The organism is Paenibacillus sp. BJ-4, assembly GCF_020404765.1.
Classification (GTDB): Bacteria; Bacillota; Bacilli; order Paenibacillales; family Paenibacillaceae; genus Paenibacillus.
The window spans coordinates 1-22,290 of record NZ_JAIVEM010000141.1; the positions used below are offsets into that span (position 1 = coordinate 1).

Sequence of the window (22,290 nt, forward strand, 5' to 3'; positions counted from 1 at the left end):
AGGGGTTCCACACGTACCCATCCCGAACACGACCGTTAAGCCCTCCAGCGCCGATGGTACTTGGACCGCAGGGTCCTGGGAGAGTAGGACGTTGCCAAGCAACAAATAAAGAGGATCATGATCTCAATGAGATTGTGATCCTTTTTTGCATATACATATATTTTAGAAATGTCCTTACAAAAGGAAGGTAACATTTTTGTTACGGAATGTAAGAGTAAACCCTGTATAATAGGTATTGAATCCCATACAAACACGCTGCATTATTGCAGAATTATGCAACTTCCTATGTTGGAGTTTGTATAATCAATCAGGCTGGTAAGGAGGGAAGATCATGCGGCGAAATAAATGGCTTGCTCTATTGGTGCTATTCAGTGTCGCTGTCGCGATTCTTACCGGGTGCGTGGAAGAGGAGCCTTCTTGGACATCGTTTGAGGGAGCAGCTAACGAGAAGACATTTCCGGTCCCCAAAGAAGCTAGTAAAACCGATCGGGCCAGCAGTAACTCGGATATGGACTATGTTCGCTATGCACTGCCAGCGTTGAAGGAAAGTGATAGCCTGCCTGCTCCTTATTTGGAGGAGATTGCAGCTTGGGGCTGGACGGAGGAACCGAATTTATCCACTTCTAATCAGAAGGTGTTTCAGAAAAATAAGCACATGGTGCATTTGTCTGTGCATGATGGTTCTTTTACTGTACTGGTTCCGAAGGATGGAAAGGCTGCTGCGAAGAGCAAAAGTGTTGACCTTAATTAGTGAGGGCACAATTTTCAGCAAGGGTGCAAGGGCATGCAGCACAAAAATTGTTGTATGTCATTGTTAACTCCAAATCATGTGGGTAGAATGATGTCTATAATACTGAATGAAGAGATTAGATAAGGGAGCACTCAAAACTGCTGTTGAAGTAGGGGAGTGGCTTCCTTTTATATATTATTTATAGGTCATATTTTCTATCTGCTAATGTTATGAGGATATAGATGATGGATACCCACTCTAGGGGGAAATAAAGGCAATGTTAACACAAAAAAGGAGCAACCTCACAAGGGTTGCTCCTTTTTGATATAGATGATTGGAGACAGTCAGATCGGACCTGGGTTTCTATCTGTATGAAAGATGATGTTAATAATTTATTGTTGATAATAGGAGGCATCTTCATCAGTGAATTTCAACATGCCGTCCTTTCTCTCGCCTGTAAGTCGACTCAGAATGTATAGACGTGGTGCAATAAGCCAGAGATGCCAGAAGATTAAGGATACAGTAAAGGCTGGTGGAGACCAGAGTATAAATACAGCTGACAAGCAAATGCCGATCCAGAGTGTATGTATGTGCACACGACGAAAGATACCGTAGCCTATGTATTGGTCTGTCATATATCCCAGCCAAGGCAGCTTGCGGTGGAATGTCCAGCGTTTGCGGAAAGCTGTTCCGCCACCTATGAATAGTACAGATCGCGAAATTACGAATTGTACCCATAAGGTCAAGAAAAAGGCGAGGGCAAACAAAAATACGCTGGTCCAGGAGAAGGCAAGAAGTAAAAAGAGAAGCATAATGACAGGCAGTGAAATGTGGCTCCATATCAACTGACGCGGTATACTGATTTTTTTAATGAGCTTATAGTGATAGTAGGTAGCTTTGGTTCCGGTTTCCTCTGTCATGCAAACAGTCCTTTCATTAATCTACTGCATCACAAGTGGCTTCCCGCCCACAGCCGGATAAAGGGACGGTACTTCGCTCATGCCGCTTTAAAGAAGCTTCAAATCGTTTTTATAAAAGTACAGAATGATTGGCATCTAGCGTTAGCTAACCTATTCTATAATTAGAGGGAAAGCTATCACTAATGAGTGTACAAGGCTCCCATGAAAGGGTATCCAGCCATAGGGGCTTTTCTTATTATATCGGCATCAGCGACAGTTTTTTAAACATACGCGTACAAACACCATAAGGGCCCAGAGGGAATATATATAGAGTATATCGTCGAGCTGGCTATGAAAAGGTTTAAAATAGTAGAAAGTGCCCCATACTAATAGTAAAAGAAACAAGGTGGGATGGATATGCATGATCAAAACGGCCACCGCTGCATTATATGCGGCCAACACAAGCATGAAGGCATTTTTATCGTTTCCGAGTTTATCTGCGATGCGTGTGAAGCTGAAATGGTGCACACGGATGCAACAGACGCCAAATATCATTTTTTTATTGATCAGCTTAAGCAAATTTGGGTTCAGAAAAATGCATAATATCCTTTGTCAGCTAGTCTTTAAAGGAATGCATTCCAAGGTCTGTCGATACGGGCCTTTTTTTCTGTGAGTAAAAGTAGGATTCCGCTTGATTTTACGATAAAATAGGGTAGATATAAAGCTTTGCTTCGGAAGGATTGCAGAATAATGGGGAAAAAGACGGGACATGCACCACTAATGGAAGCCCTCATACGTTATCGGGATAAGGGCAATGCTTCTTTTCATGTACCGGGTCACAAAAATGGACAAGTATATGAGCATGAAGATATCGCGTCTCTGCTCCAAGAGGTGATGTCGATTGATGCGACGGAAATTACGGGACTGGATGATTTGCATTACCCAGAAGATGTGATTCGTGAAGGGCAAGAACTGGCTGCGAAGTGTTTTGGTGCGGAGGAGAGCTTTTGGCTTGTTGGAGGAAGCACGGTCGGTAATTTGGCTATGATTCTGACTGTATGTACAAAGCCGGGAGATTTACTGCTGGTTCAGCGTAATGTACACAAGTCTGTCCTGAATGGTCTTATGCTGTCAGGGGCTACTGCGGTGTTCCTGGAGCCCGAAATAGATACGCTTAGTGGGTTGGCGGTTGCTCCGTCGACAGATACGGTAAAGGCTGCGCTAAAGGCCTATCCCTCGGCTAAAGGGGTGCTGCTTACGCTACCTAATTACTATGGGATGGGGTATGAGCTGGAGACAACGGCTAGAGCCTGTCATGCGGCCCATGTGCCGCTATTGGTAGATGAGGCACATGGCGCTCATTATGGTCTGCATCCTCGTTTGCCAGCCTCTGCTCTCTCCTGTGGGGCTGATGTAGTTGTTCAGTCGACACATAAAATGCTCCCAGCTATGACCATGGGGGCCATGCTGCATGTGCAGGGAGAGCGAGTCCATCGAGAGCTGCTCCGTCAGCGGCTAGCTATGGTGCAAAGCTCCAGCCCTTCGTATCCGTTAATGGCCTCTCTGGATTTGGCAAGATGGCATATTGATGTTCATGGCGAGGACGCCTTTACGGAGGGGTTAGCAGCGGTGGATGCTTTTAGAAAGGGTCTGGAGCAGCTCCCACGCTTTCGCTTGGTAGAGCCTACACAGCAAGTGGTACATGGGGAAGACGCTCATAAGGACAGCTCTGAAGGCTTAGAAAAGGACGGGGAGAGGACCAGCGGGTATTCAACCCAGGACCCCTTTAAAATAGTATTGTACGATACGTTGGGTGTATTGGATGGCTTTGGACTAAAGCATGAGCTGGAGACTTACGGATGTATTCCGGAGATGAGTGACGAAAAACATGTTGTTTTACTGTTTACGTTAGGCTCTACGGCCAGAGATGCGAGTCACCTGTTGCAGGCGTTTGTGCATATAAATAATGATATAAGGTTTAAGAAGACGGCTGGTGAGCTGTGTTCCATGGGGATGGAGCAGCATGGACTAGATTTGGATTTTTCCACGTGGAACAATGACCGCATGACAGCTTATTCTAATCCGGTGCAGTTTGGACTTCAACCGATTAACCCGGAACAGATAGAGGTCGTGCCTGTAGAGGACTCGGTCGGCAGGGTAGCTGCGGAAATGATTATCCCGTATCCTCCAGGAATTCCACTGCTATATGCAGGAGAGAAAATCACGGAGGCGAATGCTCTGCGGATGAGACGTCTACGTGATTTGGGAGCCAAGTGGCAAGGAGTAGCAGACGAAAGTATGCTTACGATTCGGGTATTCCGTTTAGAATATAGGTTAGACACGAGAGACTTAACGACAAATACAGAAGGCTGAATAAAAGAAGCATACGAGCCTGTGGGTGACTTTTATTTTTCAGACTGGAAAGCAGGGAACGATATGAATCGCAAAGGCATTTTTATTACGCTAGAAGGGGGAGATGGCTCCGGTAAAACAACCATGATCCAACGACTGGCCAAGTTCATGGAGGAGGAAGGGCGTCCTGTCATCACGACGAGGGAGCCAGGTGGCATCGAAATTTCTGAGAAGATTCGTGCTATCATTTTAGACCCGGCCCATACCAGTATGGATGCCCGGACAGAGGCGCTTTTATATGCGGCAGCCCGGCGCCAGCATTTGGTGGAGAAGGTAAAGCCGGCAATTGAGCAGGGAGCTATCGTATTATGCGATCGTTTTGTAGATAGCAGCTTGGTCTATCAAGGATTTGCAAGAGGAATCGGGATAGATGAGGTTGCTTCAATTAATCGTTTTGCGGTCGATGATTGGGAGCCGGATGCTACGTTTTATCTGGATATCGAACCCGAGTTGGGATTAGCGAGAATTAATGCATCACGGGGAGAGGGAATGGATCGCCTCGATATGGAGAGCATATCGTTTCATCATAAGGTGAGAGAGGCCTATCTGGAGCTTGCTCGTAAATTTCCGGAGCGAATTACGATTGTCGATGCATCTCCTGCACCGGAGCAGGTAGAGCAGATATTGAAGGATTTGCTGAAAAAGCGATTTATTCAGAATTTTAACGTGTAATTGTCGAAGGATATACGGTAAAATTGAGCTAGGGACAAGGTGATCCCTAATATGGCTTGAAGGAGGAATACAGGATGAAGCTGATTATTGCGATTGTACAGGATAAGGATAGTAATAGATTATCCAGCGGACTGGTGAAAGCTAATTTCCGTGCTACCAAATTGGCGAGCACAGGGGGATTTCTGCGTGCAGGTAATACGACGTTTATGATCGGTGTCGATGACAATCAGGTGGACTCATTGATGAATGTCATTCGCAGCAGTTGCAAGGTTCGTGAACAGCTGGTCACACCCGTTACCCCTATGAGCGGAACGACGGACTCCTATCTGCCATTGCCTGTTGAAGTACAGGTGGGCGGAGCTACGGTGTTCGTGATGCCTGTAGACCGTTTCGAGCATTTCTGAATCTACACAATAGGACCTATTCTGCCGATATGATAGGGGAAATGCCTGTGTCTTGCTCATATGATGGGAGTGAGGGCAGATCCACTAAAACGGCAGCGCTAAAGCGCAGTCCCCGGAAAGCCGATGGACCCTCAAGTTCCAGATTGAACTATTAAAGAGGGGAAAAGTGGAGCACCCGGGGAGAAAGCAGGTTTATATGAAAATAAATCCGGGCTACCGCCCTTTACAAAGTACATTGTCTACGAATGAGATGAGCACGAAGCCGATTCAGCCCAAGAGTTTTTCCGATGTTATGCAGCAAAATGGGGAGCAGGCTTCACAGCAGGAATTGAATCGGCGCTTTAAGGAAATTCAAATGCAGGGAGATCGTCTTGCACGCTCAATGACGATTCGTGAGCTAAAGGCCTATAAAATGCTGGTCAAACGGTTTTTGGAGGATACAGTTCGGCGAGGCGTGTCCATGAAGGATACGAAGGGCTGGGATCGGCGGGGGCGCAGCAAGCGTTATAAGCTGATTGATGAAGTGGATGAGTTATTGCTCAAGATGGCGGATGAGTTGCTCGAAACCGAGCAAGGGAAGATAGAGCTTTTGCAAGGAGTCGGCGAAATAAGAGGATTACTGATTAATCTCTCTTTTTAATGCGGACTTTATGTTATAAATGAATACAACGGGCTGTCGCCACGAAGAAATAATCTGCTTGCTGATCATGCTGGCAGATTATTTTTGACTATGTGGTGCATGTCGGCAGACGTGAAAGTGAGGAATTATGTCTTTCCAACATATAATGGGGCAGGATATAGCCAAAAAGATGCTGCAAAACGCGTTGCGGAATCACACGGTCAACCATGCCTATGTTTTTAGTGGTCCGCCGGGAAGCGGGCAAATGAAAATGGCGCAGACTTTTGCCAAGGCTTTATTTTGTGAGCAACGGACGGATGATGCATGTGGAGAGTGTTTGTCCTGTCGTAAGGTAGAACACGGGAATCACCCGGATTTGCATATTGTAGAGCCGGATGGAGCTACGATTAAAATTGACCAGATTCGTGGGCTTCAGCGTATATTTTCTTACAGATCAGAAAGCTCCAATCCGAAGGTATATATCATCCAGCGGGCGGATACCATGACAGTGCAAGCTGCAAACAGCCTGCTGAAATTTCTGGAGGAGCCCCAGTTACCCGTAGTCGGCATACTCATTTCTGAAAATGGACAGGCTTTACTGCCTACGATCCAATCACGGTCGCAGATGGTTCCTTTTCATGCTTTACATCCGGAAATGATGATGCAGGAGTTGATTGGGGAAGGCTATACGGCAGGGCTTGTCCGGTCGGTGGTTCATATGGCTTCGGGACTGGAAGCATGTAGAGAAATTCTCCAGCAGAATTGGTTTGCAGAAATTAGAAACGTAGTGTTACAATTAGTGAAGGAGTCCATGAGCCGGGGGAGTTCGTCCATTATTCTGGCTCAACAGAAGATTTTTAAAACTGGACTTTCTGAACACCTGGATATTCTGTTTCATCTGTTTCATTTGTGGTTTAAAGATATGCTTCATTTCCGTTACGGAAGGCACGAAAGCATTGTTTTCATAGATCATTTGGAGTCCGTCTCCAAATTGGCAATCACCCGCAGCACGGAACAATGGGTCTCTTATATGGATTTGGCCGCGAATTGCAGGAAGAAGCTCCGTTTTAACGTCAATGGACAATTATGCGTGGAGCAGCTTCTGATTGGTTTGTCCGATACAAGCGGTTCTATCACCGGCTAACAGGAAGGCGCGCTTGTTCCACTCTGCACAATCCGCGACGCCAGGTTCCCGGTTTGTGCGACAGTGAGACTTCAATTGCGGCCATTCGTACAATGTCGGCTTCAAATGAGGTTTAGTGGCATACAAGGGGGTTAATTTTTGTATAGTGTAGTGGGTGTCCGTTTCAAGAAGGCGGGCAAGACTTATTATTTTGACCCGCTGGATCTTCCAGTGGAGAAAGAAAACTGCGTCATTGTAGAGACCGCACGCGGTATTGAATATGGCAAGGTTGTGGTGGGCAAAAAAGAGGTAAATGACTCGGATGTTGTCCTGCCTTTAAAGAAAGTCATTCGTATTGCCGGAGATGATGACGCTCTTGTTGTAGAAGAGAATAAATTGGCGGCCAAGGATGCATTCGGTACGTGTTTAAATAAAATTAAAGACCATAGCCTTAAAATGAAACTGGTGGATGTAGAATTTACATTTGACCGCAATAAGATCATTTTTTATTTTACGGCAGAGGGTCGGGTGGATTTTCGAGAACTTGTAAAGGATTTGGCCAGTATCTTTCGTACACGGATTGAGCTGCGGCAGATCGGGGTACGGGATGAGGCTAAAATGCTCGGCGGGATCGGACCATGTGGACGTATTCTATGCTGTTCCTCATGGCTGGGAGATTTTGACCCGGTATCTATCAAGATGGCGAAGGATCAGAGCTTGTCGCTGAATCCGACGAAGATTTCCGGGTTGTGTGGAAGATTGATGTGCTGTCTCAAGTTCGAACATGATAACTACGAGAGCATGAAGGAAGAACTCCCTCAGGTGGGTAAGATGGTTATCACCTCTTTGGGGGAAGGTAAGGTTGTAGGCGTAAATGCAGGTCATCGTACGGTGCATGTTCAATTGTTTGAGATCAGCAAGGTCAAGGAACTTCCAATGGACGATGTAGTCGTCAAGTAAACCATTAGGTTGCTTCGGGGTGGAAACTTGGATAAATTAAATGTTTTTGCGCGTATTCACGAAATGGAAACCCAAATGGGACAGTTGTATAGCGATCTGGGTGAATTGAAACTGGCAGTGAAAGAGCTGCTGGAGGAAAATCAACGACTAACGATTGAAAACGAACAGGTGCGTAAGATGCTCAAGCGTGAAACCTCTGGAGAAGAAAAGCCGGCAAGCAAACCGAAGCTTCCTCCTCCAATCGTCATTAAAGATGAAGAGGGAACGGGCGAGGTCGTGGGCGAAGGCTACGACAATCTGGCACGGCTGTATCATGAAGGATTTCATATATGCAACGTGTATTACGGACATTTGCGAACAGAGGGCGATTGCCTCTTCTGTCTGTCATTTTTGAATAAATAAAAACAAGCCGTAGGAGTAAGATGCCTACGGCTTTTTTGTAAGGAAGTAAGAGTGAAGAGTGATTCTGGTTATAGAAGATGGGAGAGCACTATGTACGAAAATGAAAAGAAGTCCGAACGGATTGACGATCTGCTTTCACATAATTTGCGCATTATTCAAAGCGATGAGGTGTTCAGCTTCTCAATGGATGCAGTCCTGCTGGCACGGTTTGCTGGTATTCCGCAGCGTGGAAAGATTTTGGATCTGTGTACAGGTAATGGGGTTGTTCCTATACTACTTACGACACGAACCAAAGCAGCTATTGAGGGAATTGAGATTCAGCCTCGCTTGGCGGATATGGCTAGACGCAGTGTCAGTTTGAATGGATTGGAGGAAGTGATTCAGATTCGGGAAGGTGATCTGCGTGAGCTGGTTCAAATTACGGGACACGGTGTTTATGATGCAATTACCGTGAATCCCCCCTATATGCCGTTAAACGGCAGCGATTTGAAGGTGAACCCTCATCAGGCCATTGCGCGTCATGAAGTTAGCTGTACATTGGAAGAAGTTATTCAGGCGTGTACCCGGCTCGTTCGCAATGGGGGAAAAGTGTCCATGGTTCATCGCCCGCAGCGGTTGGGTGAAATTATATCTCTGATGCGTGCCCACAGTCTTGAACCGAAGCGGATTCGTTTTGTTCACCCACGGGCTCATATGGAGGCCAATATGGTATTGATTGAAGCGTTGCGTGACGGTAAGCCGGAGGTTCGTTTATTGCCCCCGCTCATTGTTTATCAGGAAAATGGGGATTATACTCAGGAAATAAGGGATATCTATGGGGAAGTAAGCAAGGAGGATTCAGTGTGAAAGCAGCTGTACAAAAAAGCTTTAGTACCAGCGAGGAAGAACGGGGCAAACTGTATCTCGTTGCAACACCGATTGGTAATTTGGACGATATGACCTTTAGGGCGATTAACACCCTAAAATCGTGCAGTATTATAGCGGCAGAGGACACACGGCAGACACGCAAACTGCTGACACATTTTGAAATTACGCCGGAAATGCTCTTCAGTTATCATGAGCATAATAAGGCTGCTAGTGGGCCTGAGTTAATACGGTATATAATAGAAGGAAAAAATTTGGCACTGGTCAGCGATGCTGGTTTACCAGCCATTTCAGACCCCGGTTCAGATTTGGTCAAGCTGGCATTGGAAGCGGAAATTAGCGTCATTCCCATTCCGGGAGCGAATGCGGCATTATCAGCTTTAATTGCCTCTGGGCTGGATACAGAAAGGTTCACCTTTGCTGGATTTCCACCACGGGAGAAAAAGGACCTGGAGAAGCTGCTGCAATCGTTTCAGGTATCTCACGGTACGATCCTTTTTTATGAATCGCCACATCGTATTGTGAAGACACTGACGGTATTAAAGGAAACATTGGGATTACGTAAAGTGGTGCTTGCGCGTGAGCTGACCAAGCTGCATGAAGAATGGGTGCGGGGAACGGTTGAGCAATGCCTTGTTCAACTGGAGGAGTATCCGCCGATTGGTGAATATTGTCTGGTGGTTGAGGGAAAGAACGAAGCGGAAGAGGAGCAGGAGCGTCAGGCATGGTGGCAGTCCTTATCCTTGGAGGCTCATGTCGCTCATTACGAGGCAGAGGGCCTTACACGCAAGGATGCGATGAAGCGTACAGCCACGGATCGCTCCATTTCCAAGAGGGATGTTTACAACGCACTTCTGTGAATACCTGTTCAGACAAAAAAGGGCCTTCCAACGGTTGGGTTCAAACCGTGGAAGGCAACAAGGAGTATATATGAAAAAGGTTAGAATTAACAATCTTTGATAAGTCTATTATATACTAAAATTCTCAGTTTGTCACAGGTGTTGGGATTTCAGAAATGCAATCTTGGCAAACAATTTTTCCTTTGAAGTAAATTACGTTCTCAGCATTGCCGCAGAAGATACAAGCAGGCTCGTATTTTTTAAGCATGATGCGCTCGCCATCAACATAAATTTCCAGGGCGTCTTTCTCTCCGATTCCCAGAGTACGGCGCAATTCGATTGGAATAACAACACGTCCGAGCTCGTCAACTTTTCTTACAATACCAGTGGATTTCATCATAATAAATCAGGCTCCTCTCGCCGTTTAAAATTAATATAAGTGTCATGATTCGACAAAATTTTCTCTTTTCTGATAATTACTATACCAACGATTCCCAAAACAGTCAACCTAAAAAAATTAGTAACAGGCTGATTATGCAAAAGTATTTGGATTAAAGAGCTTGATGTGTGTGTATTACCTTATTTTATAGATGATTTATCACGTTTGTCGATTTGGAAATGCTTAAAAACTATAATTCGACATATTACGACAAATAGTGTCGAATGGAGGAAACGATTTAGGATTTTATTGTATTTTAATCCATTATTCCGAATATTAAAGGAGTTGATATCTTGCACCAGCCACTTAGTGAAGAAAAAGTTTTTAAAGACCCGGTACATAACTATATCCATGTTCAGGATACAGTGATATGGCGGCTGATCAACACGCCGGAGTTCCAACGTTTGCGCCGCATCCGGCAGCTGGGTACATCTTATCTTACGTTTCATGGAGCGGAGCATAGTCGTTTTTCACATTCACTGGGCGTATATGAAATTACGAGGCGTATTATTTCGCAATTTGAACGCGGGGATTTTCCCGATTGGCCAAAGGAGGAAGGATTGGTTGCTCTGTGCGCCGCTCTGTTGCATGATGTGGGGCACGGTCCATTTTCCCATTCCATAGAAGAAGCCTTTCATATGAACCATGAGGATTGGACCTGTCGCATTGTATTAGGGGATACGGAGATCAACGCCGTGCTGCGGCAGGTCGATGAGGAGCTTCCGCAAAAGGTAGCTGCGGTTATTGCTAAGACGTATGACAAGCCAATCGTTGTTAACTTGGTAACCAGTCCGCTGGATGCCGACCGTATGGATTATTTGCTGCGAGATGCTCATTCGACAGGTGTCAATTACGGTACCATTGACTTGGATCGTATTTTGCGGCTGCTGCGCCCTCATAATGGAAGAATCGTCGTAAAGGAGTCGGGCATGCATGCCGTAGAGGATTATCTGATGTCACGCTATCAGATGTATTGGCAAATTTATTTTCATCCTGTAACACGCAGCTCGGAGATCCTTTTGCGTAAAATTTTCAAGCGGGCGAAGGAATTGTTTAAAAACGGATATGAGTTTGGTTTTCTGTTGGACCCGCTTCCGGACCTTCTCAAGGGAGAGCTTACGGTAGAACAGTATCTGATGCTCGATGAGTCTCTGATTCAGACGGTATTCAGCCAGTGGAAACGTGAAAAGGACGATATTTTAAGCGATTTGAGCGCTCGTTTTATGGATCGTAAATTGTATAAATATGTAGAGATTGAAAATATGGATACAGATACCATTGATAGTGTTCGAGGAGCTTTGGCCGAGGTCGGTTTACACCCGGAATATGATCTTGAAATTGATTTTCCGACCGATCTTCCTTATGATGTGTTTCGGAAGGGTGGCTCGACGGATAACCAGATTTTACTGCTTGGTCATCAGGGTGAAGTGAGAGAGATTTCCGAAGTGTCGGAAATTGTACGCTCTATTAGTGGCATTCACCGAGGGAAATATCATATGTATTATCCCCAAAATAAATTAAATGGGGTAAAAGACAGGCTTCCTGCTGAAATAAGGAATTATTTTGTCAAACAATAGACAACTATATAACAATGAAAGTAAAAAAAGGAGATCAGAACCTTGGAATTATTCGACACTCATACTCACTTGGATGCGCCGCAATTTGACGAAGACCGTGAAGAAGTTATAGCGCGTGCTGTCGAATCGGGAGTAACCCGGATGATTAATATCGGATTCAATCGGGAGACGATTCCATCTACCATGAAATTGGCCGAGACGTATGATTTTATTTACGCGGCAGTCGGATGGCACCCACAGGATGCCATTACAATGCAGGAGGGTGACCTGGAGTGGATTGCATCGTTATGCAGTCACAAAAAAGTTGTAGCCATCGGGGAGATTGGTCTAGATTATTATTGGGATACATCACCGAAGGATGTACAGCATCGTGTGCTGCGAAGTCAAATTGGTCTGGCTCGCGAGCTGAACATGCCCATTGTTATCCATAACCGGGATGCACATGAAGATATTATTAAGATTTTACGTGAGGAAAAAGCGAGCGAGGTTGGCGGAGTTATGCACTCTTTTTCGGGAAGCTGGGAGACAGCTAAAATGGTGCTGGATATGGGCTTTCACCTCTCCTTCGGTGGGCCAATTACGTTTAAAAATGCAAAGCAGCCCAAAGAGGTGCTTGCGCAGGTTCCGCTGGACCGTCTGCTCATTGAAACGGACGCACCTTATCTGACACCTCATCCATTTCGTGGAAAACGAAATGAGTCTGCACATGTGAGACTGGTAGCAGAGGCTGCTGCCCAAATCAAGGGGATTACGGTGGAGGAATTGGTGTCTATAACGACCCAAAATGCCTTGGAACGATTTGACATTCAGTGAAAAAGAGAAGAAACTAATCAAAATAATGAGATAGACGGAGCTAATCATGAATTTGTTGCAGGAAACTCGAGAATATTACAATATTTTAACCGAATATTTTAAAAAATGTACTTGAAACCTGCTTTACAACATGCATAGAAACAGGATATCATCTTTTCAGTGAATTGTTGTTTGAATGTAAACTCCAACAAGTCATTTCATGAACCAGTCTCGCTGAGTCCCTTTACAGGGAACGGGGGAACCAGTATGGCTTACTGCAGGTCCGGCATAAGGGACGAAGAGATGGTCTCTTTCGTCAGTCGGCTCGACCGAAGCTTTATCCCAAATGGGATAAACTAGGTGGAGAAGCCATATTTCGATTTCTTTCTGGGTCTTCGGGGTGAATGTGAAGGCGACCGCCATGAGCGGTTGACCCAAGCTAGGGCGACTCTCTACGTCCGAACCCGACAGCTAACCCCGTAAGCGTAACAAGAGAGAAGCCATCTCGTGCATGATTTTTCCGCATATTCACTACATGCCGGAAGCCACGAAAGAGCTCTCTAGTCTCTTTCTCTGGCTTTTTTTGTTGTGAATAAAAGAAAATCTGTCATCATACTGTGGTTAAACAGGGAGGACAGCATGCCGCGAAGACGGGTACATGGTGCAGGACAGTCGCAGTACGGGCTTGTCTTGTAGAAAATCTGTTATAGTCACGTCAAATCTCAACTATGTCTTACTCTAGACGGCGGGCTATGTAAGGAGGACGGAGGAAATGGGCATTTTCCAAAAAGAGGAGACCCATGAGTCACGCTCATCCAGCATGTCTTACGTATTACGTTGGAAGAAGGAAAATGTGCGCCAGGCTGCTTTGGTTGCTATTTTTCTAATTGCACTAACGATTATGATTTCAATTCTGGTGTACACTCAAGCTAAAAAACAGGTCTTTTTTGTCATCAATGGTAAGGCATCTGCGGTAGAAACCCGGGAATCCAAGCTCCAAGATTTGCTCAATGAGCATTCCATTTCACTTCAGCCGCATGATACGGTTTCTATGCCGCTGAACGGAGCAATACAGGATGGGGATCGCATCGTCATCAAACGTGCCAATCAAGTTAAAGTATCCTCAGGCAATGAGACGAAAAAGCTGTACACAACAGAAAATACAGTAGAGGGTGCCATTCGCACTTCGGGCTATAAATTATCGTCAAATGACAAGGTTTATCCTGCGTTGGATGCTTCTGTTTCGTCTAACATGGACATAAAAATCGTCCGCGTGAAGAAACAGCAGGTTGAACAAAAGAAACAAGTGCCTTATCAGGTCATCAAAACGTCCGATCCGAGTCTTTATAAAGGCGATAATCGGGTCATCCAAAGCGGTAAATCAGGTGTTGTAGTCCAGCACGTTCAGAAGGTATACCATGACGGAAAATTGGTATCCAAACAGCTGGTCAATAAGAAAGTCGCACAGAAGCGTGTAGATAAGGTAATTGCGGTAGGAACGAAGAAAAAACCGGTCGTTCTGGCTGCTTCTGTCGGTCCAGAAGATGCCGTTAAGGCGACACGGGTGAGTTCGGGCAATGCTGTCCGTAAAGCAGGTGTAGATTTTAAATACAGCAAAGTATTGCAAAACGTCTCCATGACGGCGTACTCCTCACAAGAGTCAGGTATCGGTACACGTACCGCTTCCGGCACACGTGTCACGGAAGGACGCACTATCGCTGTCGATCCAAGCATTATTCCAATCGGCTGGTGGGTGTATATTGAAGGGGTGGGCTTCCGCCGTGCGGAGGATACCGGTGGCGCCATTAAAGGCCACAAAATCGATGTGTATTATGAGAGTTTGAGCCGGGCTAATCAATTTGGTCGCAAGCACGGCAAAACCGTATATGTAATCGGGCCGGTAAAGCCTGAAATCAACTAAAACGGGTTGTGTATGTTCAGGGCGATGCGATAGTATTAACATCATAGTTATACCATGCTAAGAAGAGGATACCCTCTTCTTATTTTGTTTTCAAAAGCAGGGAAAGATAAATATAGCATGCTGTGTAGCAGTGGGGGGAAACGTAAATGATCAAGGAAGTGATCGTGGTCGAGGGTCGGGATGATACGGTGGCGATTCGCCGTGCTGTCGAGGCGGACACCATAGAAACTGGCGGCTCCGCCATTAATAAAATGACGTTGCGCAAAATTGCATTGGCGCAAGAGCGGCGGGGTGTCATTATTTTGACCGATCCCGATCATGCGGGAGAGCGCATCCGCAAAATTATCGCCTCCAAGGTACCTGGCTGTAAACAAGCCTTTATACCCGAAGCGGAAGCGACGCGCAAAGGGGATATTGGAGTGGAGAATGCCTCACCGGAGGCAATTAGACACGCTCTCGCACGAGTACATACGACGGTGGAAGGAGCCGCTCCACTGATTGAATGGGCGGATCTGATTGACGCCGGACTAATCACCCATCCGAACGCTGCTGCTCGTCGTATGGCGTTGGGCAATATACTGGGTATTGGCTATTGTAACGGAAAGCAGCTGTATAAACGGCTAGCTGTATTTCAGATCAGCCTTGAGGAATTTGCCAGTGCGCTGGCACAAATCGAAAGTGAAGGATTGTGATATCCGTATGACAGAGATTCAAGATATAGCGACACCGCGGCGTACGAAGGAAATTATTCAGCGGCACGGTTTTTCGTTCAAAAAGAGTTTGGGGCAAAATTTTCTGATTGATCAAAATATTCTAAACAAGATCGTGAGTGCTGCTGGCTTGGATGACACCAAGGGCGCACTTGAGATCGGTCCCGGGATTGGTGCTTTAACCGAAAAGCTGGCGCAATCGGCCAAGGTCGTAACTGCTGTCGAGATTGATCAGCGGCTGCTGCCTATTCTCGAGGAAGTGCTGGCTCCTTATGAGCACGTAAAGGTGCGTCACGGGGACGTGCTGAAGCTGGATTTGCGCGAGGTGTTCGCCTCTGATTTTGCAGGGGTCAGTAAAGTGAGCGTGGTGGCTAATCTGCCGTACTACGTGACTACACCGATTCTAATGAGACTTCTGGAGGACAAGCTCCCTCTGGAGAATATCGTGGTCATGATCCAAAAGGAAGTGGCTGAGCGTATGGCTGCGTCTCCGGGTACGAAGGATTATGGCAGCCTGAGCATTGCGGTCCAATATTATAGCGAACCTGAGCTGGTCTGCGTTGTACCGAATACGGTGTTCATTCCTCAGCCGAATGTAGAATCGGCAGTGATTCGTCTGCGTGTGCGAGAAACCCCTCCGGTGGAGGTGGGGGATGAGAAGCACTTTTTTGAAGTTATTCATGCCGCTTTTGCCCAGCGCCGCAAGACGATCTCTAATAACTTGAAAAGCCGCTTCTTCACCAAAGAGAATAGGGACACGCTGGAGCCGTTGTTGCATCAAGCTGGTATTGAACCTTCCCGTCGGGGTGAAACGCTAAGCATCGAGGAATTTGCGCGTCTCAGCGCCGTGCTGCTGGAGGCTGGGATTTCCTAAGCTGTAACCAAACTGTGCATTCACCCATACGATATAGGAGGGGTGATACAGTGTGATGATTTTAGGAGACTTGGTCGTTCGAAAATCGTATGGCGGAGATGTCACGTTTCGCGTCGAGGACATCCAGCGGGATAAAGCGATCATCAAGGGGACGGAATTTCGGCTGTTGGCTGATTCCCCGGTGAACGATCTGGTCAAGGTGCCTGCGGACCAGATTAGCGGTAAGACTCGGCAGGCCCATATTAAGGCTGGAGAGTCTCTTAATCTGTTGCAGCAGGCAAGGCAGCGGCAAGCTGCCCGCAGTCAGGCGGCGCTGATTGGAGAGTGGAGTGATCCGGTAGAGTCGACTTACTTTGAAATGCCCGGAAAGGTACTTCATCTGGATGGAGACCCTGGCTACTTGAAAAAATGTCTCAGCCTATATGAGCAGCTCCGTGTTCCCGCAGAGGGACATCACGTTCATGAATCGGCGATGGCCGACACGTTGTACCGGCTGCTTCCCCGTATTCGTCCAGATATCGTAGTCATTACTGGACATGACGGTGTACTGAAGCATCCTCAGCCTTATGACTTGTACAGTCTGAAAAGCTACAAAAATTCGCAAAATTTTGTGGCGGCGATTCAGGTAGCGAGACAATATGAACGTCATTTGGATTCACTGACGATTGTAGCAGGGGCGTGCCAATCCCATTTTGAGGCGCTGCTGCGTGCAGGAGCGAACTTTGCCAGTTCACCAGGGCGAATCCTGATTCACGCGCTGGACCCGGTTTACGTGGCTGCCAAGGCTGCCTTTACGTCAATCCGTGATACGGTCAACATGGGTGATCTGTTTCACCAGACGATCAGTGGCAGCCGTGGAGTGGGTGGTATTGAAACTAGGGGAAGTTATCGCATCGGCCTACCGAAGCTTGAAAACTTGTCGACCCTTAAAGTAACGCCTTCCGCTATCTAGGTTTGAGCGTGCGAATGCTGAATAGAATTTGCCTGAACAAAAGCCTCTGTCTGCAGGGGCTTTTTGTCATTTTTATACGGACCATTCCTGTTCGCAAAAATTTAAATTGACAACTTATTTTTCGTGTTGTTATAATATTTAGCTTGATTTGACAATCTCTCTAAAATTCGTTATAATGGACAAGGAAAGAGGTGGTCGTTAGGCAATGGCTAAAAATACGCTGTTGGAAATCAAACGCAGTCTCGACGCACATGTAGGGCAAAAAATTTTGCTGCGGGCTAACGGCGGACGCCGTAAGACCGTCGAACGAACTGGTGTCTTGGAAGAAACGTACCCTTCTGTTTTTATCGTCAAGCTGGATCAGGAGCAACAAACGTTTAAACGTGTCTCCTACAGCTATGCTGACATTCTTACCGAATCGGTGGAAGTCACTGTATATGATCCCGACTCCCATACAAGTGTAGTCGAGTATTTTGAAGCACCTTAATTGGTTTTACGTAATTTATACCAGCTTTGCAGGTTTAACGGCGGCTTCGTCATTCCAAATGACGAGGTCGTTTTGTATATGTGGAGAAGGATGAAGCCTGGCATCTCTGCGCATACTAAGGCGGGAATGATCTTCCTTATTCCATTGCCGAAGGAGGCGTATGCATGAGCCGAAGAAGACGGAGTGTTATGTCGGAGGAGCTGAAGTACGAGCTGGCCAAGGATCTCGGGTTTTACGATACGGTCAAGGAAGAAGGCTGGGGAGGCATTAAAGCCAAAGATGCGGGCAATATGGTCAAGCGGGCCATTCAGCTTGCGGAGCAGGCGGCTTCCCGCAAATCGTAATCATCGCTGGTGCTATGAAAAAGCGGGGATATCCGGTCTATACCGGGTAATCTCCGCTTTTTTGACCCTCATGACTTGACACGCTGAGTCTGATATAATATGTTAAGCTGTCTTGAGGGAAAAGTTGAAGGTGGGTGAACGCCTTGAAAATATACGAAAAAGCACCGGCGAAAATCAATTTAATGCTTGATGTTTTACACAAGCGGAATGATGGATATCACGAGGTCGAAATGATCATGACCATGGTCGATTTGTCCGATCGTTTGACGATGTCCGAGTTACCGCGTGACACCATTATTATTTCAAGCCAGGCCGGGTACATACCGTTGGATGAAAAGAATTTGGCCTTTCAGGCTGCACGCCTGATTAAGGAACGTTATAACGTGTCTACGGGGGTGCATATCCATCTGGATAAGCATATCCCGGTGGCGGCAGGATTGGCGGGCGGAAGTAGTGATGCCGCTGCCGCACTGCGTGGGTTGAACAAGCTGTGGAGGCTTGGCATTTCGGATGCAGAATTAAGAGTGCTGGGTGCGGAGCTGGGCTCTGATGTGCCTTTCTGTATTACAGGGGGCACAGCTTTAGCAAGCGGACGCGGAGAACTGCTCAAGCCGCTTCCGAACCCGCCCCAATGCTGGGTGGTTCTTGCCAAGCCGCCGATTAATGTATCGACCGCAGAAGTGTACGGACGCGTCAAAGCGGACCAGATTGCATACCACCCGTCTGCCCGGCAGATGGAGAATGCGATCCGTAACGCTTCTTTTACCGAAGTGTGCAATGCGCTGGGGAACGTACTGGAGGATGTAACACTGAAGCTCTACCCAGAGGTGGAGCATCTCAAAAACTCCATGATTCGGTTGGGAGCAGATGGTGTGCTGATGTCAGGCAGCGGACCTACAGTGTTCGGACTGGTATCGAAGGAAGCAAAAGTACCACGGATTTACAACGGCCTGAGAGGTTTTTGTAAAGATGTGTACGCAGTACGACTTTTGACCTGATTTTAATTATTTTTTGACGATTATAGTGGTAATCGTTGTACAAATACGTACGAAGATGATATATTTACTATTAAATATTCGGATTTTACTATATCACTTACATTCCGCCAGCAACCGGCCAGTCCGCCGGTGCTTTACTGTACGAAGCGGGCGGCAGGAGAATAGATCGCGAGGAATTGTTGTGAAGAAACTTAAAAGAAGCTCACGATTGGTGGAAATGACGCAATTTTTGTTGTCACGGCCGCATACGCTGGTGCCTCTTACTCATTTTGCGGATCGCTATGGGGCGGCCAAGTCATCTATAAGCGAGGATCTGGCCATCATTAAGGAAGTATTCGAGGATGAGGGCATTGGCGAGCTTCTGACGCTTGCAGGAGCGGCAGGAGGCGTTAAGCTCATCCCAAGGCTTTCCAGGCAGCATGCGCTTGCGTTTGCAAACGACCTGTGTGCCCAACTGGAGCAGCCTGATCGCATATTGCCAGGGGGATATCTCTATCTGTCCGATTTATTGGGTCAACCGGCGATGATGAACGAAGCGGGTAAAATATTTGCGACCGCTTTTGCGAATCGCCAGATTGATGTGGTAATGACGGTGGAGACGAAGGGGATTCCTCTGGCCTATGCAACGGGGGCGCAGCTCAATTTGCCAGTCGTTCTCGTACGGCGTGACCATCAGGTGACAGAAGGCTCGGCTGTAAGTATTAATTATGTTTCAGGATCGCAAAAGAGCCTGCATACGATGTCTTTGTCCAGACGTGCGATGCGCGAGAAATCACGTGTGCTCATCGTGGATGATTTTATGAAGGCGGGCGGGACGATTCAGGGAATGGTCGATTTGCTGGCTGAGTTTGATGCTGAGGTAGCCGGAGTAGGTGTGCTGGTAGAATCGGGCGAGGTCGAGAATGAAGAGCGCCTGCTGCACGATTATATTTCATTGGCTAATTTGACGGCAGTCGATTCTCGAAGCAAACAAATTACGGTCAAGCTGGGTAATTATTTTGATGACTTAACAGGGCAGTAAATTGTCACAATCCATCATAAAATACCTAAATATGTCGAAAAGAAATCTTTTCAAAAAAATTACCTGAATTTAGGATACGAATTGTCCAAAAAAAGAAGGAATTCGAATTGCTGTGTGGAATAATACACCAAGTCCTATTTGGAAAAAGGTGGTGAAACACATATGCAGATTACGGATGTTAGACTTCGCCGAGTGAACTCAGAGGGAAGAATGAAGGCGATTGCATCCATTACGATTGATAACGAGTTTGTTGTTCATGACATCCGAGTTATCGACGGTAATAACGGAATGTTCGTGGCTATGCCAAGCAAACGAACTCCGGACGGAGAGTTTCGCGATATCGCTCACCCGATATCTTCAGGAACCCGTGAGAAGATCCAGGCTGCTGTTTTGACTGAGTACGAACGCGCAGCTGTGGATGAAGAAGTCGCTATTGAAGAAGGCGCTTAATTCGCCTAAAACAGGATTGGGGTATAAAAGAAAAGAGAGCCACTAACTGTGGCTCTCTTTTCTTTTTGTCTGGAATGAGATATATTCTTTAGTGAGTTAACAGTCAGTTTTAAGGCAACTTGGAGTCATCCGGGCTGCCGAAGCGGCTTTTTCATAAGACAGGGACTGGGCAGCTATGCGCCCCGGGGATGAATGTCCAGCACAAGCTGGCCTGAAAAAATAGCCATTAACCAAAGGTTCGCCGTTATTTTTCAGGAGGATTGTGAAAAGTTAAGCAAAATCTGATCTGGGAATTAACGTTTTAGCCAAGAGGTAACTGTTATTTTCAGGATAGGAGGTTGGACTTGTTGGAAAGGTTGGCAGTCATTCTTGCCGCAGGGCAGGGAAAACGTATGAAATCCAAATTATATAAAGTTCTGCATCCGGTGTGCGGAAAACCGATGGTTGGCCATGTACTCGACACGGTTCGTGAAATCGGGGTATCCCGAAGTGTAGTTGTCGTAGGTCACGGTGCAGAAGCGGTACAGTCTTACTTGGGGCCGTCAGCAGAATATGCGCTTCAGGCAGAGCAATTGGGAACAGGCCATGCCGTCAAGCAGGCCAAAGACTTGCTCGGTCAGGAGAAGGGTACGACCATCGTCATCTGTGGAGACACTCCACTGATCACAGCGGAAACGCTGGAGGGCTTGGTTCAACTGCACGAAGGCCGTGGAGCGGCTGCTACGATTCTGACCGCTGAGATGGATGACCCGAAAGGATATGGACGAGTTATCCGTGATACTTCAGGAGCCGTGCTCAAAATTGTAGAGCAGAAGGATTGTTCACCTGAGGAGGATGCTGTTCGGGAGATCAACACGGGAACGTACTGTTTTGACAATGCCAAGCTGTTCGCAGCGCTGGACAAGGTAACGAACACCAATGCGCAGCAGGAATACTACCTGACAGATGTCATTGGTATTTTGCATGGCGAAGGTGAGCAGATCGAGGCATATTTGACAGATGACGTGTCGGAATCCATCGGTGTGAACGACAGAGTCGCTTTGTCGGTGGCTGAGGGTTATATGCGTGAACGTATCGTGCGTAAGCACATGTTGAATGGTGTCACTATCATTGATCCGTCCTCTACCTATATCGGGAGCGAGGTTGTCATTGGTTCCGATACGGTGCTGTATCCGAACACATGGCTGCATGGTCAGACGCAAATTGGCGAAGATTGTGTCATTGGCCCGCAGGCTGAGATTCAGAATACGATTGTTCATTCGGGCGCAACGGTAAAACATTCGGTGTTGAACGAAGCGGAAGTGGGAAGCAGCACGTCTGTAGGTCCGTTTGCTTATCTGCGTCCAGGCGCGAAGCTTGGCGAACATGTGAAGATTGGTGATTTTGTTGAGGTGAAAAATGCGACCATTGGGGATCATTCCAAGGTGTCTCATTTGAGCTATGTCGGTGATGCCAAGGTGGGAACAAACGTAAATATTGGCTGCGGGGCAATAACGGTCAATTATGATGGATATAATAAATCCATTACAGAAATTGAAGACGATGCCTTTATTGGCAGCAATGTGAATCTGATCGCCCCGATTAAGATTGGAAAAGGTGCTTATGTCGTAGCAGGCTCCACTGTAACACATGCTGTCCCTGATAATGATTTGGCCATTGCCAGACCACGTCAAGAGAACAAAGCCGGATATGCGGATAAAATCCGCGCGCGTGCCAAAGCGAAGAAAAAAAGATCAGAATGACCTTAATCAGCAAGCTGTTGAATCTGTAATGAATGAACCAGCACGGAGGGTTTCTATTA

25 protein-coding genes, 1 rRNA gene and 1 riboswitch are annotated in these 22,290 nt (G+C 46.7%); of the genes, 24 read left to right on the forward strand and 2 right to left on the reverse strand.

Features of this window, described 5'->3' with window-relative positions:
• Both rrf and LCF57_RS21895 read left to right on the forward strand, forming a co-directional pair.
• Positions 1 to 100: ribosomal RNA gene (gene rrf / locus LCF57_RS21890) — 5S ribosomal RNA — on the forward strand; the annotation flags it as partial.
• 231 nt (positions 101 to 331) lie between these two features.
• Positions 332 to 751 (forward strand): hypothetical protein, encoded by a 420-nt coding sequence (locus LCF57_RS21895; RefSeq protein WP_226002609.1) that lies wholly within the window; start codon positions 332 to 334, stop codon positions 749 to 751.
• A 371-nt stretch (positions 752 to 1,122) separates the two neighbouring features.
• Here LCF57_RS21895 and LCF57_RS21900 read toward each other — a convergent pair whose 3' ends face one another.
• Positions 1,123 to 1,650, reverse strand: coding sequence for a hypothetical protein (locus LCF57_RS21900; RefSeq protein WP_226002610.1), 528 nt, complete (start codon positions 1,648 to 1,650; stop codon positions 1,123 to 1,125).
• Between the two features lie 396 nt (positions 1,651 to 2,046).
• Between LCF57_RS21900 and LCF57_RS21905 the strand changes: the two genes are divergently transcribed.
• The 10 genes from LCF57_RS21905 to rsmI all read left to right on the forward strand — a co-directional run bounded on the left by LCF57_RS21905 (position 2,047) and on the right by rsmI (position 9,945).
• Entirely contained in the window at positions 2,047 to 2,232 is a 186-nt protein-coding gene (locus LCF57_RS21905) for a sigma factor G inhibitor Gin (RefSeq protein ID WP_226002611.1), read from the forward strand.
• 144 nt (positions 2,233 to 2,376) lie between these two features.
• Entirely contained in the window at positions 2,377 to 4,002 is a 1,626-nt protein-coding gene (locus LCF57_RS21910) for an aminotransferase class I/II-fold pyridoxal phosphate-dependent enzyme (protein WP_226002664.1), read from the forward strand.
• A gap of 63 nt (positions 4,003 to 4,065) precedes the next feature.
• A complete protein-coding gene (gene tmk, locus LCF57_RS21915; RefSeq protein ID WP_226002612.1) occupies positions 4,066 to 4,713 on the forward strand; it encodes a dTMP kinase in 648 nt (215 codons plus the stop codon).
• Positions 4,714 to 4,787: 74 nt separating this feature from the next.
• A complete protein-coding gene (locus tag LCF57_RS21920; RefSeq protein ID WP_007427998.1) occupies positions 4,788 to 5,117 on the forward strand; it encodes a cyclic-di-AMP receptor in 330 nt (109 codons plus the stop codon).
• A 196-nt stretch (positions 5,118 to 5,313) separates the two neighbouring features.
• A complete protein-coding gene (locus tag LCF57_RS21925; RefSeq protein ID WP_226002613.1) occupies positions 5,314 to 5,757 on the forward strand; it encodes a YaaR family protein in 444 nt (147 codons plus the stop codon).
• A 127-nt stretch (positions 5,758 to 5,884) separates the two neighbouring features.
• Entirely contained in the window at positions 5,885 to 6,880 is a 996-nt protein-coding gene (gene holB, locus LCF57_RS21930; RefSeq protein WP_226002614.1) for a DNA polymerase III subunit delta', read from the forward strand.
• A gap of 138 nt (positions 6,881 to 7,018) precedes the next feature.
• Positions 7,019 to 7,819 (forward strand): stage 0 sporulation family protein, encoded by an 801-nt coding sequence (locus tag LCF57_RS21935; RefSeq protein ID WP_226002615.1) that lies wholly within the window; start codon positions 7,019 to 7,021, stop codon positions 7,817 to 7,819.
• A 27-nt stretch (positions 7,820 to 7,846) separates the two neighbouring features.
• Positions 7,847 to 8,221 (forward strand): DNA replication initiation control protein YabA, encoded by a 375-nt coding sequence (yabA, locus tag LCF57_RS21940; protein WP_010349522.1) that lies wholly within the window; start codon positions 7,847 to 7,849, stop codon positions 8,219 to 8,221.
• 90 nt (positions 8,222 to 8,311) lie between these two features.
• On the forward strand, positions 8,312 to 9,067 hold the full coding sequence (locus LCF57_RS21945) for a tRNA1(Val) (adenine(37)-N6)-methyltransferase (protein WP_226002616.1): 756 nt from the start codon (positions 8,312 to 8,314) through the stop codon (positions 9,065 to 9,067).
• Positions 9,064 to 9,945, forward strand: coding sequence for a 16S rRNA (cytidine(1402)-2'-O)-methyltransferase (gene rsmI, locus LCF57_RS21950; protein ID WP_226002617.1), 882 nt, complete (start codon positions 9,064 to 9,066; stop codon positions 9,943 to 9,945). Before LCF57_RS21945 ends, rsmI begins: the two co-directional genes overlap by 4 nt.
• Positions 9,946 to 10,069: 124 nt before the next feature.
• Here rsmI and LCF57_RS21955 read toward each other — a convergent pair whose 3' ends face one another.
• Complete coding sequence (locus tag LCF57_RS21955) at positions 10,070 to 10,324, reverse strand: AbrB/MazE/SpoVT family DNA-binding domain-containing protein (RefSeq protein ID WP_007428005.1); 255 nt, start codon at positions 10,322 to 10,324, stop codon at positions 10,070 to 10,072.
• A gap of 332 nt (positions 10,325 to 10,656) precedes the next feature.
• On the opposite strand from LCF57_RS21955, the gene LCF57_RS21960 reads away from it, so the two are divergent.
• The 12 genes from LCF57_RS21960 (at position 10,657) to glmU (ending at position 22,231) form a co-directional block, all read left to right on the forward strand.
• The gene (locus tag LCF57_RS21960; RefSeq protein WP_226002618.1) at positions 10,657 to 11,940 is read left to right on the forward strand and encodes an HD domain-containing protein; all 1,284 of its coding nucleotides are present in this window, start codon (positions 10,657 to 10,659) and stop codon (positions 11,938 to 11,940) included.
• A 42-nt stretch (positions 11,941 to 11,982) separates the two neighbouring features.
• A complete protein-coding gene (locus LCF57_RS21965) occupies positions 11,983 to 12,753 on the forward strand; it encodes a TatD family hydrolase (protein ID WP_226002619.1) in 771 nt (256 codons plus the stop codon).
• Between the two features lie 201 nt (positions 12,754 to 12,954).
• Positions 12,955 to 13,234, forward strand: a riboswitch (cyclic di-AMP (ydaO/yuaA leader).
• 270 nt (positions 13,235 to 13,504) lie between these two features.
• Complete coding sequence (locus LCF57_RS21970) at positions 13,505 to 14,653, forward strand: 3D domain-containing protein (protein WP_226002620.1); 1,149 nt, start codon at positions 13,505 to 13,507, stop codon at positions 14,651 to 14,653.
• 146 nt (positions 14,654 to 14,799) lie between these two features.
• Positions 14,800 to 15,345 (forward strand): ribonuclease M5, encoded by a 546-nt coding sequence (rnmV, locus tag LCF57_RS21975; RefSeq protein WP_226002621.1) that lies wholly within the window; start codon positions 14,800 to 14,802, stop codon positions 15,343 to 15,345.
• 7 nt (positions 15,346 to 15,352) lie between these two features.
• On the forward strand, positions 15,353 to 16,237 hold the full coding sequence (gene rsmA / locus LCF57_RS21980; protein ID WP_226002622.1) for a 16S rRNA (adenine(1518)-N(6)/adenine(1519)-N(6))-dimethyltransferase RsmA: 885 nt from the start codon (positions 15,353 to 15,355) through the stop codon (positions 16,235 to 16,237).
• A gap of 55 nt (positions 16,238 to 16,292) precedes the next feature.
• Positions 16,293 to 17,189, forward strand: coding sequence for a sporulation peptidase YabG (gene yabG, locus LCF57_RS21985; RefSeq protein WP_226002665.1), 897 nt, complete (start codon positions 16,293 to 16,295; stop codon positions 17,187 to 17,189).
• A gap of 205 nt (positions 17,190 to 17,394) precedes the next feature.
• Complete coding sequence (veg, locus tag LCF57_RS21990) at positions 17,395 to 17,676, forward strand: biofilm formation stimulator Veg (protein ID WP_007428012.1); 282 nt, start codon at positions 17,395 to 17,397, stop codon at positions 17,674 to 17,676.
• 164 nt (positions 17,677 to 17,840) lie between these two features.
• A complete protein-coding gene (locus LCF57_RS21995; RefSeq protein ID WP_007428013.1) occupies positions 17,841 to 18,020 on the forward strand; it encodes a small, acid-soluble spore protein, alpha/beta type in 180 nt (59 codons plus the stop codon).
• A gap of 143 nt (positions 18,021 to 18,163) precedes the next feature.
• On the forward strand, positions 18,164 to 19,018 hold the full coding sequence (gene ispE / locus LCF57_RS22000; RefSeq protein WP_226002623.1) for a 4-(cytidine 5'-diphospho)-2-C-methyl-D-erythritol kinase: 855 nt from the start codon (positions 18,164 to 18,166) through the stop codon (positions 19,016 to 19,018).
• Positions 19,019 to 19,199: 181 nt separating this feature from the next.
• Positions 19,200 to 20,039 carry a pur operon repressor gene (purR, locus tag LCF57_RS22005; RefSeq protein ID WP_226002624.1) on the forward strand — a complete coding sequence of 280 codons (840 nt, stop codon included), beginning with the start codon at positions 19,200 to 19,202 and terminating at the stop codon, positions 20,037 to 20,039.
• A gap of 162 nt (positions 20,040 to 20,201) precedes the next feature.
• Positions 20,202 to 20,489, forward strand: coding sequence for a septation regulator SpoVG (gene spoVG, locus LCF57_RS22010; RefSeq protein WP_007428016.1), 288 nt, complete (start codon positions 20,202 to 20,204; stop codon positions 20,487 to 20,489).
• A gap of 344 nt (positions 20,490 to 20,833) precedes the next feature.
• Entirely contained in the window at positions 20,834 to 22,231 is a 1,398-nt protein-coding gene (gene glmU / locus LCF57_RS22015; protein ID WP_226002625.1) for a bifunctional UDP-N-acetylglucosamine diphosphorylase/glucosamine-1-phosphate N-acetyltransferase GlmU, read from the forward strand.
• Positions 22,232 to 22,290: the final 59 nt, after the last annotated feature.

Coding starts and splice junctions, on each gene's coding strand:
- LCF57_RS21895 (WP_226002609.1), top strand. CDS start 332: ATGCGGCGAAATAAATGGCTTGCTCTATTGGTGCTATTCAGTGTCGCT.
- LCF57_RS21900 (WP_226002610.1), bottom strand. CDS start 1,650: ATGACAGAGGAAACCGGAACCAAAGCTACCTACTATCACTATAAGCTC.
- LCF57_RS21905 (WP_226002611.1), top strand. CDS start 2,047: ATGCATGATCAAAACGGCCACCGCTGCATTATATGCGGCCAACACAAG.
- tmk (WP_226002612.1), top strand. CDS start 4,066: ATGAATCGCAAAGGCATTTTTATTACGCTAGAAGGGGGAGATGGCTCC.
- LCF57_RS21920 (WP_007427998.1), top strand. CDS start 4,788: ATGAAGCTGATTATTGCGATTGTACAGGATAAGGATAGTAATAGATTA.
- LCF57_RS21925 (WP_226002613.1), top strand. CDS start 5,314: ATGAAAATAAATCCGGGCTACCGCCCTTTACAAAGTACATTGTCTACG.
- holB (WP_226002614.1), top strand. CDS start 5,885: ATGTCTTTCCAACATATAATGGGGCAGGATATAGCCAAAAAGATGCTG.
- LCF57_RS21945 (WP_226002616.1), top strand. CDS start 8,312: ATGTACGAAAATGAAAAGAAGTCCGAACGGATTGACGATCTGCTTTCA.
- LCF57_RS21955 (WP_007428005.1), bottom strand. CDS start 10,324: ATGATGAAATCCACTGGTATTGTAAGAAAAGTTGACGAGCTCGGACGT.
- LCF57_RS21970 (WP_226002620.1), top strand. CDS start 13,505: ATGGGCATTTTCCAAAAAGAGGAGACCCATGAGTCACGCTCATCCAGC.
- rnmV (WP_226002621.1), top strand. CDS start 14,800: ATGATCAAGGAAGTGATCGTGGTCGAGGGTCGGGATGATACGGTGGCG.
- rsmA (WP_226002622.1), top strand. CDS start 15,353: ATGACAGAGATTCAAGATATAGCGACACCGCGGCGTACGAAGGAAATT.
- yabG (WP_226002665.1), top strand. CDS start 16,293: ATGATTTTAGGAGACTTGGTCGTTCGAAAATCGTATGGCGGAGATGTC.
- veg (WP_007428012.1), top strand. CDS start 17,395: ATGGCTAAAAATACGCTGTTGGAAATCAAACGCAGTCTCGACGCACAT.
- LCF57_RS21995 (WP_007428013.1), top strand. CDS start 17,841: ATGAGCCGAAGAAGACGGAGTGTTATGTCGGAGGAGCTGAAGTACGAG.
- spoVG (WP_007428016.1), top strand. CDS start 20,202: ATGCAGATTACGGATGTTAGACTTCGCCGAGTGAACTCAGAGGGAAGA.